9 protein-coding genes and 1 tRNA gene are annotated in these 17,086 nt (G+C 63.9%); 7 read left to right on the forward strand and 3 right to left on the reverse strand.

Annotation, left to right across the window (positions count from 1 at the left end):
* Nucleotides 1–44 precede the first annotated feature (44 nt).
* From NFJ07_RS13280 to NFJ07_RS13290, 3 genes are all read left to right on the forward strand, one after another.
* Nucleotides 45–923 carry an undecaprenyl-diphosphate phosphatase gene (locus NFJ07_RS13280; RefSeq protein WP_269994983.1) on the forward strand — a complete coding sequence of 293 codons (879 nt, stop codon included), beginning with the start codon at nucleotides 45–47 and terminating at the stop codon, nucleotides 921–923.
* Between the two features lie 126 nt (nucleotides 924–1,049).
* Complete coding sequence (locus NFJ07_RS13285; RefSeq protein WP_269994984.1) at nucleotides 1,050–1,829, forward strand: VOC family protein; 780 nt, start codon at nucleotides 1,050–1,052, stop codon at nucleotides 1,827–1,829.
* Between the two features lie 279 nt (nucleotides 1,830–2,108).
* Nucleotides 2,109–6,608 (forward strand): ExeM/NucH family extracellular endonuclease, encoded by a 4,500-nt coding sequence (locus NFJ07_RS13290; protein ID WP_269994985.1) that lies wholly within the window; start codon nucleotides 2,109–2,111, stop codon nucleotides 6,606–6,608.
* Between the two features lie 120 nt (nucleotides 6,609–6,728).
* On the opposite strand, the gene NFJ07_RS13295 is transcribed toward NFJ07_RS13290, so the two are convergent.
* Complete coding sequence (locus NFJ07_RS13295) at nucleotides 6,729–8,720, reverse strand: FAD/NAD(P)-binding protein (protein ID WP_269994986.1); 1,992 nt, start codon at nucleotides 8,718–8,720, stop codon at nucleotides 6,729–6,731.
* A 59-nt stretch (nucleotides 8,721–8,779) separates the two neighbouring features.
* Here NFJ07_RS13295 and NFJ07_RS13300 point away from each other — a divergent pair, with 59 nt between their 5' ends.
* Nucleotides 8,780–11,041 (forward strand): prolyl oligopeptidase family serine peptidase, encoded by a 2,262-nt coding sequence (locus NFJ07_RS13300; protein ID WP_269994988.1) that lies wholly within the window; start codon nucleotides 8,780–8,782, stop codon nucleotides 11,039–11,041.
* Nucleotides 11,042–11,161: 120 nt separating this feature from the next.
* A tRNA-Ser gene (locus tag NFJ07_RS13305) sits at nucleotides 11,162–11,249 on the forward strand.
* Nucleotides 11,250–11,436: 187 nt separating this feature from the next.
* Here the strand turns inward: NFJ07_RS13305 and NFJ07_RS13310 are convergent.
* Nucleotides 11,437–12,873, reverse strand: a complete 1,437-nt coding sequence (locus NFJ07_RS13310) for an MFS transporter (RefSeq protein ID WP_269994990.1) — start codon at nucleotides 12,871–12,873, stop codon at nucleotides 11,437–11,439.
* Nucleotides 12,870–15,041: a RecQ family ATP-dependent DNA helicase gene (locus tag NFJ07_RS13315; RefSeq protein ID WP_269994993.1), complete on the reverse strand. Its 2,172-nt coding sequence runs from the start codon at nucleotides 15,039–15,041 to the stop codon at nucleotides 12,870–12,872. The genes NFJ07_RS13310 and NFJ07_RS13315 overlap by 4 nt, the downstream gene beginning before the upstream one ends.
* A 123-nt stretch (nucleotides 15,042–15,164) precedes the next feature.
* Between NFJ07_RS13315 and NFJ07_RS13320 the strand changes: the two genes are divergently transcribed.
* Both NFJ07_RS13320 and NFJ07_RS13325 read left to right on the forward strand, forming a co-directional pair.
* Nucleotides 15,165–16,583, forward strand: coding sequence for a phosphomannomutase/phosphoglucomutase (locus NFJ07_RS13320; RefSeq protein ID WP_269994995.1), 1,419 nt, complete (start codon nucleotides 15,165–15,167; stop codon nucleotides 16,581–16,583).
* A 27-nt stretch (nucleotides 16,584–16,610) separates the two neighbouring features.
* Nucleotides 16,611–17,063 carry a hypothetical protein gene (locus NFJ07_RS13325; RefSeq protein WP_269994997.1) on the forward strand — a complete coding sequence of 151 codons (453 nt, stop codon included), beginning with the start codon at nucleotides 16,611–16,613 and terminating at the stop codon, nucleotides 17,061–17,063.
* The last annotated feature ends 23 nt before the right edge of the window (nucleotides 17,064–17,086 follow it).

Raw genomic sequence — 17,086 nt, forward strand, 5'->3', positions numbered from 1 at the left:
AAACGTTCATCTCCCAGTAACCGGTACTGACTAGGATCGAACCCATGATTAATATGATCCAGGCCATCGTTATGGGCCTGCTGCAGGGAATCACCGAGCTCTTCCCGATTTCCAGCCTCGGCCACAGCGTCATCTTGCCCAAGCTTTTCGGTTGGGGCCTGGACCAGAAGGCGCCGGAATTCCTGAACTTCCTCATAGCCACCCACCTGGCTACAGCAGTTGTGCTGTTCTTCTTCTTCCTCCGGGACTGGATTGAAATCGCCAAGGGTCTCGGCCGTTCCATCCGGGACAGGAAGATTGCTCCGTCAGACACATATGCAAAGCTCGGCTGGCTCCTCGTGGTTGGAACCGTGCCTGCCGGAATCATCGGTTTGATCCTGGAAAAGCCCATCCGGAACCTCTTCGGTTCCCCGCTGCTCGCTGCCGCCTTCCTGGTAGTCAACGGTCTCGTCCTTTTTGCGGCCGAGCGTCTGCGGACAAGGGACCGTCGCCGCGCCGCGGCACAGCCCGCCACCGCAACGGCTTCCGACGCCGAAATCGCCACCTTGTCGTGGAAACGCGCCCTGGCAATCGGAACCGCCCAGTCAGCCGCCCTGATCCCGGGAATCTCCCGCTCCGGCTCCTCAATGGCCGGCGGCCTGTTGTCCGGGCTGAACAACGAGAACGCCGCGAGGTTCAGCTTCCTGCTCGCTACACCGATCATCGGCGCGGCCGCCGTGCTCAAGCTGCCTGAACTCTTCACCCCGGCCATGGCCGATGAGCGCGGCGTGTTTCTGGTTGGAGCACTGTGCGCGGGTGTCGCCGCATGGTTCGCAACCAAGTTCCTGCTTCGTTTCTTTGAGACCCGGACTCTTACGCCGTTCGCCATCTACTCGGTAGTCGGCGGAGCGATCTACTTCGTCTTGATGCTGGTCATGGGCTAGGTTCCCGCTGAAGGCATTGAACCGAAGGCATTGAAACTGTCAGAGGCGCCGCATAGGGTTTTGTCTGTCTCCACCACCCACTCATGAAACCGTGGCAACAGCCGCGGTAACTACACAGGAGCAAACATGCCTACGCCTGACATCACCCCCGGCTCACCTTGCTGGATCGACCTGATGACCTCGGACCCGGAGAAGGCAAAGTCCTTCTACAACACGCTCTTCGGCTGGACCTACGAGACCGGTGACCAGGAAAAGTACGGCGGCTACATCACGGCCTCGAAGGACGGCAAGATGGTGGCCGGGATCATGCAGAAGCAGGAAGACATGGGCCAGATGCCCGATGTCTGGTCTACCTACCTGCGCACTGACGACATCAAGGCCACCACCGAAGCGGCCGTCGCCAACGGCGGCCAGGTCTACATGGAACCCATGGAAGTGCCGGACCAGGGAACCATGGCCATGTATGGGGATTCCTCCGGAGCAGCAATCGGCGCCTGGCAGTTCGGCGAGATGAAGGGCTATCAGCTGGCTGCCGAAACAGGCGCACCCGCCTGGCACGAGCTCTTCGCCAAGGAGTACGACTCGGCAGTTTCCTTCTACCAGAACGTCTTCGGCTGGGAAACCACCGTCGTGGGCGATACCCCGGAGTTCCGTTACACCACGCTCGGGGCCGGCGACGACTCCAAGGCTGGCATCATGGATGCCTCCGGTTTCCTCCCGGCGGAAGTCCCGTCCTACTGGGGCGTCTACTTCGCGGTGGACACGGTCGATGACACCATCGGACAGGCCGTCTCCCTGGGCGCCACCGTCGTCCAGGCGGCTGAGGACACTCCCTATGGCCGGATGGCCACCCTGACCGACCCGACGGGTGCGATCTTCAAACTCATCCAAAACCAGGCTGCATAAGCCCAACCGCTAGGCGCAGCCCGCCACCCACCAGAGAGCATGCTCTCCCCACGACGCGGGGAGTGGACATATTGGGATTATGTCCGCTCCCCGCCTCAAAGGGAGGGCATGCTCTCTTTTGTTTGTGTCGTCACCATATGGCAACCCGGTATTCATCCACGCCTGATGTGATGCCGAGCGTGATATCCCCACCGGAGTAAAGCCCGGTTCACCGCCCGCCGACGCACACGACGGGCGTCTTCCACTGCGCCCCACAGGGCCAATTGAAAGTTAGAGCTAATGCATTTTAAAAATGGGAAACTTCTAGTCGGTTTGGTGGTGTCGGCGGGATTGCTTGCGGCCCCGCTCGCCACCGTTCCGGCCATGGCAGCCGATATACCGCCCGCGACAGGGCCGGCGGTGGTGATCAATGAGGCCTACCTCAGCGGAGGCAGCGCCGGAGCTGCGTTCCGGAACAAGTTCGTGGAGCTGTACAACAACTCCGACTCCGCCGTCAGCCTGAGCGGTTGGTCACTCCAATACCGCGCGGCGGGCAACGTCAATCCGCCCACCTTCATCACTCCCCTCAGCGGCAACATCCCGGGCAAGGGATACTTCCTCATCAAGGGCGCCAGCAACAGCGCAACCTCGACGGCGGCAGAATTGCCGGCCGCCGACGTCGACGGTTCCGGCACGCTCAACCCCAGCGGAAGTGCCGGGACAATCGTCCTTGCCAAGCAAGGCACTGCAGTGAACCCCCTCCCCACGGGTTCCATAGTGAGCAACCCCGCCGTAGCCGATCTCCTCGGCTACGGCAGCACGAATACCTTCGAGACCGCGGCTGCCCTGGCACCGGCAAGCAACACCGATGTCCGGAGCCTGAACCGGAGCAACGGAGCGGACACCAACAACAACGCCGCCGATCTGAGCCTCAGCGCCGCTATCACCCCGACGGCGGCGGGGGCCACAACTCCTCCGCCCACCGGGCCTGAGACCAAGACCATTGCGGAGATCCAAGGCACGGGAGCGGCCAGCCCGTTCACCGGTGCCACGGTCACCACCCGAGGCAAAGTCACGGCTATCTACGCCACGGGCGGATTCAACGGCTACTACGTACAGACCCCCGGAACCGGCGGCGACACTGATCCGGCGGCCAGGACGGCGTCGGACGCGATTTTCGTCTACTCTCCGTCCACCGTGGAAAGCACCCAGATCGGCGACTACCTCGAACTCACCGGCACGGTGAGCGAGTTCTCCAACCAGACGCAGCTCACCGCGGATGCAGCCGGAGTGAAGAAGCTCAGCGAAGCCGCGCCTGAAGTCAAGCCCAGCAATTTCGCGCTTCCGGCCGACGAAGCCACCCGCGAGCGCTACGAAGGCATGCTCGTGGCACCCCAGGGCACCTTCACCGTGACGGACAACTATTCACTGAACCAGTACGGCGAAATCGGTTTGGCGGCAGGGACCACCCCCTTGGTCCAGCCCACTGCCGTCGCAAGCTACGGTTCAGCGGAATACAACGCCGTGGTTGCAGACAATGCGTCGCGCGGCATCAAGCTCGACGACGGCGCGTCCACCAACTTCCTCAAGGACGCCTCCACGAAGGCACAGGCGCTCCCCTACCTGACAACGAGCGATCCCGTCCGGGTTGGATCGGCTGCGACCTTCCGTACCAACGTGATCCTCGGCTACGGGAACAACTCCTGGAAATTCCAGCCGCTCTCGCAGCTGACCCCGGCCACCGCGGACTCCGTGCAGCCGGTCAGCTTCACCGGTAGCCGCCCCCAGGCTCCGGCCAACGTGGGCGGCAACCTGAAGATCGCGTCCTTCAACGTGTTGAATTTCTTCCCCACCACCGGTGACCAGCTCAGTGGCTGCACCTACTACACGGACCGGAACGGAAACCCGATCACGGTCAAGGACGGCTGCAATGCCCGCGGTGCGGCGAATGCCGAGAACCTCCAGCGCCAGCAAGCAAAGATCGTCGCTGCAATCACCAAGTCCGGCGCCGACGTCGTCTCCTTGGAGGAGATCGAGAACTCGGCACAATTCGGCAAGAACCGCGACGATGCCCTAGCCAAGCTGGTGGATTCCCTCAACATTGAAACCCCGGGAATCTGGGACTACGTCCGAACGCCTGCCAACGCTCCCCCGCTGAGCGACGAGGACATGATCCGTACGGCCTTCATTTTCAAGAAGGCCAGCGCCGAACCACTGGGTGAGTCGATCATCCACAACGACACCGTCGCTTTCGCCAGCGCACGCAAGCCCCTCGCCCAGGTATTCAAGCCCGTGGGGGCCAGCGATGACAAGAAGTTCATCGCGATCGTGAACCATTTCAAGTCCAAGGGCTCAGCAGTAACACCGGACGACACCGACAAGGGCCAAGGCGCTTCCAACGTCGCCCGCACCAAGCAGTCACAGTCGCTCCTGACCTTCGCCGATCAGTTGAAGTCCTCCAAGGCCACCGACAAGGTGTTCCTCATCGGCGATTTCAACGCCTATTCCAAAGAAGACCCGATCAACGTCCTCACCGGGGCCGGCTACGCGGATCTGGAAACAAGCACGGGCAAGCACTCGTACTTGTTCGGCGGAATGGTCGGTTCCCTCGACCACATCCTGGCTTCCCCTGCCGCCCACGAGGTGGTCACTGGAACCGACATCTGGAACATCAACTCGGTGGAGTCGGTCGCCTTCGAGTACAGCAGGTACAACAACAACGTGGCCAACTACTACGCCCCGGACCAGTTCCGGGCCAGTGACCACGATCCTGTGGTGGTTGGCTTGAACCTGCCGACCACCCCGGCCAGCGTGGACCTGCAGTTCCTGGGCATCAATGATTTCCACGGACGCATCGACAGCAACACGGTCCTGTTCGCCAGCACCATCGAACAGCTCCGAGCCAGTGCCGCGGCCGGTTCAACCGCTTTCATCTCCGCGGGCGACAACATCGGCGCGTCCCTCTTCGCCTCCGCCGTGGCCAAGGACCAGCCGACCATCGATGTGCTGAACGCGCTTGAGCTCAAGGCGTCCGCGGTTGGCAACCACGAGTTCGACGGCGGATGGGCGGACTTGCGGGACCGCGTCATCGCTGGCGGCAACAACGCGAAGTTCCCGATCCTGGGTGCCAACGTCTACCAGAAGGGCACCACCACACCGGTGCTGCCGGAGTACACCGTTCTGGACATGAACGGCGTCAAGGTGGCCGTCATCGGCACAGTGACACAGGAAACCCCGTCCCTAGTCAGCCCGGCCGGTATCGCGGACCTCGAATTCGGTGACCCTGTGGACGCCGTCAACCGCGTTGCCGCCAAGATCAAGGCCGGTAAGCTGGCCGATGTGATCGTCGCGGAAATCCACGACGGCGCCGGAGCCGGTACGCCGGAAGGCGCCACGATCGAGCAGGAAGTTGCTGCGGGCGGGCCGTTCGCCAAGCTCGTGAGGGAAACCACGTCCGATGTAGCGGCCATCTTCACCGGCCACACCCACAAGGAATACGCCTGGGATGCACCGATCCTTGACGCCAATGGCCAGCCGACCGGCAAGACCCGCCCGATCGTGCAGACCGGCAATTACGGCGAAAACATCGGACGCATCACGCTGACGGTGGACACCAAGAGCATGGCCGTGACCGCTTACACCACGGGCAACGTCAAGCGCTCAACTGTTGACCAATCCGGGACCTACCCCCGTGCAGCACAGGTCAAGGCCATCGTCGACAAGGCTCTGGCCGACGCCGCCGTCGTCGGCAATCAGCCGGTTGGTGCGGTCACCGCGGATATCACCACGGCGTTCACGCCGGACCCCGCCGGAGGGACTCCCAAGCGTGATGACCGCGCGAGCGAATCCACCCTGGGCAACCTGGTGGCGGATTCACTGGTGGATACGCTCAAGGCACCCGAACTTGGTGGCGCTGAGATCGGCGTCGTGAACCCCGGCGGTCTGCGCAACGAGCTCTACTACGCACCCGACGGCACCATCACGTTTGCGGAGGCCAACGCAGTACTGCCCTTCGTGAACAATCTCTGGACCACCTCCCTGACGGGCGCCAAGTTCAAGTCGCTTCTTGAGCAGCAGTGGCAGACCAACGCCGATGGTTCCGTGCCGAGCCGTCCGTACTTGCAGCTGGGTGTGTCCAAGAACGTGAACTACACCTTCGACGCCGCCCGTGGGGCGGGCGACCGGATCACCTCTATTTGGGTGAATGGTGCGCTCATCGACCCCGCGAAGTCGTACCGCATCGGAACCTTCAGCTTCCTGGCCGCTGGTGGCGACAACTTCCGGGTCTTCAAGGAAGGCAGCAACACCAAGGACTCGGGACTGGTGGATCGTGACGCGTGGATCAAGTACTTGCGCGCACACAATCCGGTGTCACCCGATTTCGCTCGCCGTTCCGTTGCCGTCGTGAACACCACGGCGGCAGATGTAAGGAGCGGTGGCGCCATGACCCTGGCCGTGTCCAAACTGAACCTGAGCTCGCTCGGCAGCCCGCAGAACACCGCGCTCAAGGCAGTCTTCACGGACGCCAAGGGGGTCGCGACGCAACTGGGAACGGTCAGCGTAGCTTCCGGTGCAGCCACAGTGAATCTCAAGGTACCCGCGGGGGCGGCAGCCGGAACAGGAACCCTGGTGCTGACCGCCGTCGAGTCCGGGACGGTGGTGAAGGCCGCCGTCAAGGTTGCCGCTCCACTGCCTCCGAAGTGCACTGCACCGGTCATGCCAAGCAAGTGGTACGACGTGCTCGGTTGGGTCAAGTACGCCTTCGCGTGGCTTGAGTACCAGAAGTGCCTTAGGGGCTAGCCGCAGCGCCAACCCCGGATGAGCATGCTCTCCCCCGGCCCCGGCGAGTGGACATATCAGGTATATGTCCACTCGTCGGAACGGGCGGGGAGCATGCTCATTTTTCTTGGTGGAGCATGCTCATTTTTGGAGGGGAAGGCCGAGCATGTCCCTAGCGATTTCGTCGGCGTCGCGGAGGGTCCGTTGGCCGCTTCGGTAGGTGGTGCCATCGGAGGGCCGGGCTTCGGCGGCGATGGCCGTCCCCCATTGGGCGGAGGACAGCTGAAGGCCAAGGGCGTACATCCCCGGAGTCACGGAACCGTTGGCGCCCACCAGACGATAGGGGTGCGGCTGGACATCCAACCCGGAGGTCTGCACCGGCATTCCCTCGGCAGTCATCATCACCTTTGGCCGCACCAACCCGTCGGCGAGCAACTGCCGCAGGAACGGAGAAACACTCACGCCCACCCGGTTAGCAGGGGACATGGCCTCAATCAGCGTCCTGGCTTCCGCGGCGTCGTCGTGCACCCAGGCAGATACCGCCCGGAAGACGCGTTTGGAACGGTCAACGCTGAATCTCGGATCCGGACCCACGAAACTCACGACGCCGGCACGCACCAAAGCGGCCAACTGTTCGGCGCGCAGGGCGGGAGGACCGCTCGCGAGTCCCTCAACGAAGGATTCGAACCAACCCCGTAGCTCGCCCACCCACGATTCGTCCGTGATGCCGCCGTCGGCCACGGCACCCTTCAGGATCGCCCGTCCGGTGTGCAAAGCACCGATGGCCATCTTCACGGGATCTGACTCCCCGAGCGCGGAGCGGCGGGCGTCGTCGTCCAGATAGTCGACGACGGCGGCGTCGAGTACCTTCCTGGACGCGAAGGAACGCCCGGCCAAGGGCGCCGCGAGGCCCAGCAGGTCAAGGCGGCGGGACGCTGCAACGTGGGTGGAAACCAACTCGCCGACCTGGTCTTCCCATCGCCCGGTGGCATGCGCGTGTGGCTTCAACAAGTCTTCGAGGGCAGCCAGGAATTCCGTCGCATCGGACACAGCCACGGGTTCCGCCACGACCAACGTTGAGTAGTAGGCCCACAGGGCGTCCCGATGCAGGAGGGGCCAAAGATCGTGGTCGAAGCCAGGTTGGATACCCGCCGCGGCGAAGCGTTCCACCGCGCTCTCGGTCAGATACCGCAAGCGCACGGACTTGGGATAGTAGCCGTCCAACCCGGCCTTGGCCCGGTAGGGAGTGCCGCGCCTGGACGCCGCGATGATCTTCGGTTCCCGGCCCGAAGGCAGGTACTTGAGCTTCCCCTGGAGACCGTCATCAGCCGGCGCGAACTGTCCCCCGAGGCCTTCGGTCAGCTGGCCCATGACGTCGAAGAAATTCAGGCCCATGCCCCGCACCAGGACCGTCTCCCCGTCCGGGACCAGTGCCCAGTCGACGTCGGCAGGTGCGGCAGGCGGCACGTACAGCAGCCCGAGCTCCGCCGCAACCTCTCTGAACGAACGCTGCTCCGGGTTGAGGCGGGACTCAAGGTGGCCCAGCGCGAGGACGAGGGAATCCACGGTGAGCCGTCGGCCGTCGTCGAGTTCGACGTCGAACCCTCCGCCCGCGGGCTCGCCCGCCGCTCCATCCGCCGGGCCGGCCGGCAGCGGACGCGCCGCCACGGCGTTGCTTCGGTGGAAGGCGATCTCGACGCCGGCCGGGACACGGTCCAGCAGTTCCTCCAGCGTAGAGCGCAAATACCGCCCGTAAAGGGCACGACTGGGAAAGTCGTGGGAGGCGAGCGCGGCAAGTTCGGCCCGTTCCTCGGCGCTCAGGCCCGGGCCGCCGCCGGACCGCTGATCCGCCCGCCACACCTCAAAGGAGCCCCCGGCCAGGGGCGGCGCGAGTCGCTCGTCCTCGGGGATCAGTGTGGGGTAGAACGACTGCGTGTTCATGAGGTACAGCCGGGACTGTTCGGGCTGCCAGACGTGCCCGGGACCGGCGGGATAAGGGTCCACGACGTCGATGTGCAGGGAACGCGTTTGAGTTTCCGTCGCAGCCCAATTGGCGAGCAAACGCTCCAGCACACTGGTGCCGCGGGGACCTGCCCCTATCAGCCCCACCCGGATGTTCTGCGATTTACCCACGCCCAAGCCTAACTTCTTGTGACTTGCTTCCTTCTCAGACAGTCACTCTAGGATGGGGGATGACCACCACAGCAGCTGATCAAGCGCCCGCGCCCGACAACGAAACTGCCCAGGGAACCGCAATCGCCCCCGAACCTGTCGACGAGAATATCTGGCTCGAAGACATCCACGGCGAGGAACAGCTGGCCTGGGTGCGGGAGCAAAATGCCCGCACCGAAGACTTGCTCGACGACGCCGAATACGCCGCTTTGGAAGCCGGAATCCTGGAGGTTCTGGACTCCACGGACAGGATCGCCATGGTCAACAAGCGTGGCGAGCACTACTACAACTTCTGGAAGGACCAGCAGAACCCCAAGGGCCTCTGGCGCCGGACCACGTGGGAGAGCTACCTCAGCGACGCCCCGGAATGGGACGTGCTGCTCGACATCGATGCACTTGCCGCTGCTGAAGGCGAAGAATGGGTTTTCCACGGCGCCAACTTCCTGCGCCCGGCCGAGGGCGAACCGTACCGCCTCGCCATCATCGCGCTCTCCCCCGACGGCGGTGACGCCAACCGCCACCGCGAGTTCGACGTCGAGACCCGCACTTTCGTGGACCCTGCCGCAGGCGGCTTCGACCTTCCGACCGCGAAGGGCAACGTGAGCTGGCTCGACGCCGATACCCTGCTGGTTGCCACTACCGCCAACGGCCTGCCGAAAACCAGCTCGTCCTACTCGCGCACCGGCGTGAAACTTCGTCGCGGCCAATCCTTGACTGAGGCAGAACGGATTTTCGAGATCCCCGAAGACCACATGATGGCCCTCGTCGCGCATGACTCGACCCCGGGTTTCGAGCGCACTTTCGCCGTGGACTGGATCGACTTCTTCAACCGGACCACTTCCGTGCTGCGTGACGATGCGTGGCTGGCCATTGATGTCCCCACCGACGTCAACCTCAGTTCCCACCGCGAATGGCTCATGTTCCGTCCGCGGCAGGACTGGAACGTGGACGGAACCACCTATCCCGCCGGGTCTCTGCTGGCCGCCGACTTTGAGGGCTATCTGTCCGGGGCACGCGACTTCACGGTGCTTTTCACCCCGGATGAACACACGTCCCTCCAGTCGTGGAGTTGGACCCGGAACTACCTCCTCCTGAACCTGCTGCACGACGTCTCTTCCGAAATCAGGGTGCTCGACCCCGCTCGCAAGGACTCCGCCGGTGGGTGGGCCTCGACTTTGTTGGACGCGTGCCCGCCGCTGCACGATGTGAACGCCTACGCCGTCGACGACGAGGACGAAGCAGAAGGCGACGACGCCGGCAACGACTACTGGCTCGTGGCCACCGGCTTCACCACACCCACCACGCTTATGCGCGGCACCCTGTCCCCCGGGATCGCCAGCTACACGCTCGACGCCGGCCATGACGGCGGGGTGTCCAGCACGCACGCGGTGGTGAAGTCCTCGCCGTCGTTCTTCAACGAGGCGGACTACGAGGTCCAGCAGCACTTCGCCACCTCGGCGGACGGCACGCGCGTGCCCTATTTCCAGGTGGCGTCCAAAGATTTGGACCTCGACGGCGAGAACCCCACGCAGCTCTCGGGCTACGGCGGGTTCGAGGTCTCAAGGACTCCGGCCTATAGCGGAGCCATCGGGCGCGCCTGGCTGGAGCGCAGGAGCGAAAGCATCACGTCCGAAGACGGCTCGGCGGCGCATTCACGTGGCGGCGTCTACGTCGTGGCCAACATCCGCGGCGGCGGCGAGTACGGTCCCGCTTGGCACAGCGCGGCCTTGCAGGCGAACCGACACCGCGCGTTCGAGGACTTCGCCGCGGTGGCGCAGCACCTCATTTCGCGGGGCGTCACCAGTCCGCGCCGGCTCGGCTGCGTGGGCGGCTCCAACGGCGGACTGCTGGTGGGCAACATGCTGACCCAGTACCCGGAGTTGTTCGGAGCGATCTCCTGCGGCGTCCCGTTGCTGGACATGCGCCGCTACACCAAGCTTTCAGCCGGACACTCCTGGATTGCCGAGTACGGCGATCCCGACGTCCCGGAACAGTGGGAGTACATCCGCACCTTCTCGCCGTACCACCTGCTGCGCGACGGCGTGGACTACCCGGAGACGTTCATCTGGACAGCCACCTCCGATGACCGTGTAGGCCCGGTCCAGGCGCGGAAGATGGCAGCCCGGATGCAGGCAATGGGCATCCCGAACGTGTGGTTCCACGAAGCGCTTGAAGGCGGTCACGCGGGAGCCTCGGACAACCGCCAGGCGGCCTCACTCCAAGCCCGCAGCCAGCACTTCCTGTGGCGGGCGCTTGCGGGCAAGGAGGGCTCAGGGCACTAGCGAGCTGGACGGCGCAGCGCCCGACGGCGGTACGCGCCGAGTCTGACAGGCGGCGGTGCGGCGCCGTTTTGCACTGGGTGCCCAGTTCTGCGTATCCTTGGTTGGCTAGCAATAGCAACTGGAGACGTGCCAGAGCGGCCGAATGGGCTTCACTGCTAATGAAGTGTGGGGCACAACTCCACCGGGGGTTCAAATCCCCCCGTCTCCGCGTTTTGGCCCCGGTCTTTGGACCGGGGCCTTTTTGCGTTCCGGGGCCCTATAACCCCCTATGTAAGGGTTCGTAGTCACTGGACAGAACGTGGGTAAATCCCGGGTTCGGATTCGGGGCCAAGAGGCCAAGAGGCCGCCGGGCCAAGGGGCCGCGGACACGGTCTTTGAGTCTTGCGGAGCCGCCCCTAGCGCCGTTTCTCGGCTTTGCTCACAGCACTGCGGCTGACTTCAGCCCCGGCGTGCCGGTGCAGCGTGAGGCTGTCCACTGTGCTCAAGAGCATCGCGGCAGCCATGGCGAGGAAGGCGCCCCGGTATGCCGAGGAAGGGCCGCCGCCGAAGAGCGACACATGGTCGAAGAGCCGCAGGAAGAGCGCACCCACCGCAATACCCGCACCCGCGGCCAGTTGCACCAGGGTGGCTGACACCGCGTTGGCCGAGGGGAGCTCCCCCGGGCCGATGTCCGCATACTGAACGGAGGCGTACGCCGAGAATCCGATCGAACGGAAGGCCCCGCTGGCCAGCAGCAAGGCAAAAATCAACGGTTCCGGGGTCCCCGCGTTGAGCGCTGCACAAGCGGCAAAGGTGACGGCCGAGGCAAAAGAGGCGAAGACCAACACGGGCTTGAAGCCGAACCGCCGAATGATGGGCGTAGTGGCGGGCTTGATGCCGATGTTGCCGACGAATACCGCGGCCACCATGGCACCCGATTTGAGTGGATCCCAGCCAAAGCCGTCCTGGAACAACAGCGGCAACAGAAAAGGCACCGAGCTGATGGTCAGGCGATAGACGAACCCTCCTGTGGAGGTGGCCCGGAACGTGCGCGTGGCGAAAACCCGGAGATCGAAGAGCGGGGCCTTGGCCTTGAGCATCCACCAGGCTGCTCCAGCCAAAGCCAACGCTCCGGCCAACAGCACGACTGCCGGGACAACGCCCGCGCCATGACCGCCAACCCCTTCAAGACCCACCACAAGCGATCCGACGCCGAAGGTGGTTAGCGTGAGCCCCAGCCAGTCGAGCCGCCGGCCAGCATTGCCTCCTGTGCGCGGAACCAGCCTCAGGGCTGCGATGAACGCAGCAAGCCCCAGCGGTACGTTGATCAGGAAGATCCAGTGCCAGGAAAGATAGGTAGTGAAAGCGCCGCCCACAAGCGGCGCCAAAACGGGGGCCAACAACCCGGGCCAAACAAGGAATGCCGTGGCTCGGAGGAGCTCCGACTTGGGTGTGCCCCGCAGCACCACGAGAGTCCCTACTGGCACCATCATGGCCCCGCCGGCTCCCTGTGCCACCCGGCTCAAGGTCAGCAGCGTGAGGTCCTGGCTCGCCGCGCACAGCAGCGACGCCACGGTGAACACAGCGATCGCCAGGCAGAAGATTCTACGTGCGCCAAAGCGTTCCGCGAGCCAGCTGCTGAGCGGGATTCCCATGGCCACGGTCACCAAGTAGGCAGTCATCGTGATGTTGACATCTGCCGAGACTACTTTGAAGTCGGCCGCGATGCTCGGCATGGCGGTGGTAAGGACTGTTCCGTCCAGGAACTCCATGAAGAAGGTGGCCGCAACCAGCAACGCGAGCCGTGGCTGCCACTTGGATTCGGACCGGACGTCCGGGACTGCGCCCGTCACGCTGCTTGACCGAGGACGAGAGGCAACACAAATCCTGCTCCGGCTTGCCTGAGGGCGCGACCGGCAACAGTCACGGTCCAGCGGCTGTCCGCCAGGTCATCGACCAAGAGGATGCCTTGACCGCCTAGCGACGCAAGGTTCTGCCCAAGTTCGGGACCCACCACGAGGCGCTCCCAGACACCGGCGAGCCGATATGCGCTATTGCCACCGCGCCCGCCCGTAGGTCCGCCGTGTTGGAGTTGAAGGGAACCCAAATACGGCATCTGCCCAATCCCGGCTATGCCGCGGGCCAAGGATTCGACCAGCGCCGGCTTGTTCCTGGACGGGATGCTCACGACGGCTGCTGGACGCCCTTGGCCGCTCCACCCGGCGGATCGGCCATCTCCGGCAGACCATTCGCGCAAGACCTGTACGCAGGCCTGCAACATGGCAGGTTCGACCTCGCGGTCAGCCGCCCCGGCGGCAAAGAGTTCACGCAGGGCACCACCCCAGCCGAGGTCGGTCAGGCGGGCCAGGACGCGCCCTTCGGCCAGTAACTCCTCCGGCTTGATCTTGCCTTTCACCATCACGCCAAGCCGGTCCATGCCACTGGGCCATTGAAGCCGTGGTTCGAGCGCAAGTCCCGCGCGCCGAAGGGTCTGCCCAGCGGCGTCGGCGGCGGCTGCTGCCACGTCCGCCGGGAACCACCTGCCGGCGCAATTGTCGCAGCGGCCGCAGGCACGTGCGGATTCGTCGTCCAAGACCGCGGTGATGTATTCCATGCGGCATCCAGCGGTGTCCTGGTAAATCACCATGGAATCCTGCTCGTCCACCCGGGCCTCGGCGATGCGGGCGTAGCGTTCGGCGTCGTAGATCCACGGACGTCCCGTAGACCTCCAGCCACCGCCCACGCGCTCCACGGCTCCATCCACCGCGAGGACTTTCAGCAGGAGTTCCAAGGGCGTCCGGCGCAGGTCCACCCGCGCTTCGAGGGCCACGGTGGACAAGGCAGAGCCGGATTCGGCCAAAACGTTGAGGACGGCCGCGGCCTTCTCCTCCGAGGGCATTGAAGCAGTCGCAAAGTACTGCCAGATCTCGCGGTCCTCGGATCCAGGAAGGAGGAGCACATCGGCATTCGCGGCGCCACGGCCGGCACGGCCAACTTGCTGGTAGTAAGCCACCGGCGATGACGGGGCACCAAGGTGGATGACGAACCCGAGATCCGGTTTATCGAAGCCCATGCCGAGCGCCGAAGTGGCAACGAGCGCCTTCACTTCATTGTCCTTGAGGAGTTGCTCGGCCCGTTCACGATCCGCGGGGTCAGTGCGCCCGGTGTAGGACAAGACGTTGTGGCCTGCCTCGGAGAGAAGCCGGGCGGTGTCTTCAGCGGCCGAAACGGTCAGGGTATAGATGATTCCACTGCCTGGCATGTCGGCCAGATGGGTCAGCAACCAGCCAAGGCGATCCCGCGAGTCGGCCAGCGTCAAGACACCCAGCCGCAAGGACTCCCGGCCAAGCTCCCCGCGGATAGTCAGGACTCCGGCGCCGAGCTGTTCTTCGATGTCATGGACCACCCGCGAGTTGGCCGTAGCTGTGGTGGCCAGCACGGGAACACTGCCAGGCAGTTGCTCGATGAGATCGGAGATGCGCCGATAGTCGGGACGGAAATCGTGGCCCCAGTCCGAAATGCAGTGTGCCTCGTCAATCACGAGGAGACCGGTACGGCGGATGAGTTCGGGAAGTTGGTTTTCGCGAAACGAAGGATTGGTGAGCCGCTCCGGCGAAACCAGAAGAACATCCACCTCATCCGCGGCCAGCTGCTCGCGGACGTTGTCCCACTCAAGCTGATTGGCGGAATTGATCGCTACGGCGCGCACTCCGGCACGTGCGGCTGCCGCCACTTGGTCCCGCATGAGCGCGAGCAGAGGCGAAACGATGAGGGTGGGACCTGCGCCCCGGCGCCTCAACAACAACGACGAGACGAAGTACACAGCCGACTTGCCCCAGCCCGTCCGCTGCACCACCAAAGCGCGCCGTCCGGCGTCGACGAGGGCCTCAATCGCCTCATACTGGCCGTCGTGGAATCGGGCGTCCGCATTTCCCACAAGCTCCTTCAGTACTTCAAGGGCCTGCAGCCGGGTGGTGGACTGTTCCGCTGCGAGTAGGGCAGCATCCGGGTTGTTGGGCATTGCTTCAGTATTCCAGCACTCGCAGACAGCCAGAACCCGGGACTTCATCTATGTGGACAAACGTTTTTCACATAGTCGGGTCCTAGCGTAGCGACGACCGCGCTCCACAGTAAGATTGAGCGCGTGACTAGCGAGCAGAACAAGACATTTGACCTCTCGGCTTCCTTCAAGGCCTATGACGTCCGGGGAATCGTCGGCGAATCCATTACCTCCCACATCGTGGAATCCGTCGGCGCGGCCTTCGTCGACACCCTCGGCCTCGCGGGCGAGACTGTGTTGGTTGGCGGCGACATGCGCCCGTCATCCCCCGAATTCATCAAGGCATTCGCCGACGGCGCTGCCCGCCGCGGCGCCAATGTCCAGCTCCTGGACCTCATCTCCACCGACGAGCTCTATTACGCTTGCGGTGCCCTCAATGCCGCCGGGGCCACGTTTACCGCAAGCCACAACCCGGCCGAATACAACGGCATCAAGATGTCCAAGGCCGGCGCCCAGCCGATCTCGTCCGAAACGGGCCTCAAGGAAATCCAGGCACTGGCAGAGAAGTACCTCAACAACGGGAGCATCCCGGCTGCGGAAGTACATGGCAAGATCAGCGCCCGCGATGTCCTGAAGGACTACTCGGAGTACTTGCGAAGCTTGGTCGACCTCAAGGGCTCCCGTCCGCTGAAGATCGTCGTCGACGCAGGAAACGGCATGGCCGGGCTGACCACTCCTGCAGTGCTTGGTGACCAGCTGCTTCCTGCCCTGCCGTTCGAAATCGTCCCTCTGTACTTCGAGCTGGATGGCTCTTTCCCGAATCACCCGGCCAATCCGCTCGAGCCCGAAAACTTGCGCGATCTGCAAGCCGCAGTCATCGAGCACGGTGCGGATATCGGCCTGGCGTTCGACGGCGACGCCGACCGTTGCTTCGTGATCGACGAGAAGGGCGAACCGGTATCCCCGTCTGCCATCACCGGCATGGTTGCGCGCCGGGAAATCGCCCGCGCGCAGGCCGCGGGTGAAGAGACCCCCGTGATCATCCACAACCTGCTGACCTCGCGAGCAGTCCCGGAGCTCGTCGCGGCGGATGGCGGCAGGGCCGTGCGCACGCGTGTGGGGCACTCGTTCATCAAGGCTGTCATGGCCGAAGAAGGAGCCGTCTTCGGCGGAGAACACTCGGCGCACTTCTACTTCCGCGATTTTTGGAACGCGGACACCGGCATGCTCGCGGCCATGCACGTCTTGGCGGCATTGGGCGAGCAGGACGGCCCGCTTTCCGACCTTGGCCGCCAGTACGAGCCCTACGTCTCTTCCGGTGAAATCAATTCGGAAATCGAAGACAAGGCAGGAGCCATTGAGCGGGTCCGCGCCGATTTTGATGGCGAAGACGTCGACGTGGACACCATGGATGGCAGCACCTTCACCGCGAAGGACGGCAGCTTTTGGTTCAATCTTCGTCCGTCCAACACGGAGCCGTTCCTCCGCTTGAATGCCGAGGCGACGGACGTTGCCACCATGGAAAAGGTCCGGGACCGCGTCCTCGCACTGGTCCGGTCCTAGCCGGCAGCCCCGAAGGCGAGCAGCAGCATGAACTCCCAGATCAACAGCCTCGAAAGCGCAGAGGAACACGAGCTCCGCGAAGTGCGTGAAACGCTTGGAGCCGCCTTGGCGACGGCGCAAGAACACCTGGAACAAAACGGTGGTTTCCTGCCCTTCGCAGTCACGCTCGCGGTGGATAACGAACTTCGGATCGTCTTCGTTACGCCTGACGAGCCGGACGACGAAGGAAACGTCGACACAGACTCGATGCTGGCAGACATCCTCGAATTGCTGCGCCAAGGCCGTGACGAATACCGCGCGGTGGCGATTGCCAGCGATGTAATCCTTCCGGAACACGGCTCGGACGGGATTCACGCCGCGGCTGAGCATCGCAGCGGCGGGCTGATGGCGGCCGTTGTCCCCTATGTCCGAACCGCCGAAGGCTTCACCTTTGACAACGCCGAAGCCGACACCAATGAACCCCTCGTATGGGTGGACTAGACCTTACTACGTAAGCTTGAGGG

This window comes from Arthrobacter sp. B2a2-09, assembly GCF_027587375.1.
Taxonomy (GTDB): Bacteria; Actinomycetota; Actinomycetes; order Actinomycetales; family Micrococcaceae; genus Arthrobacter.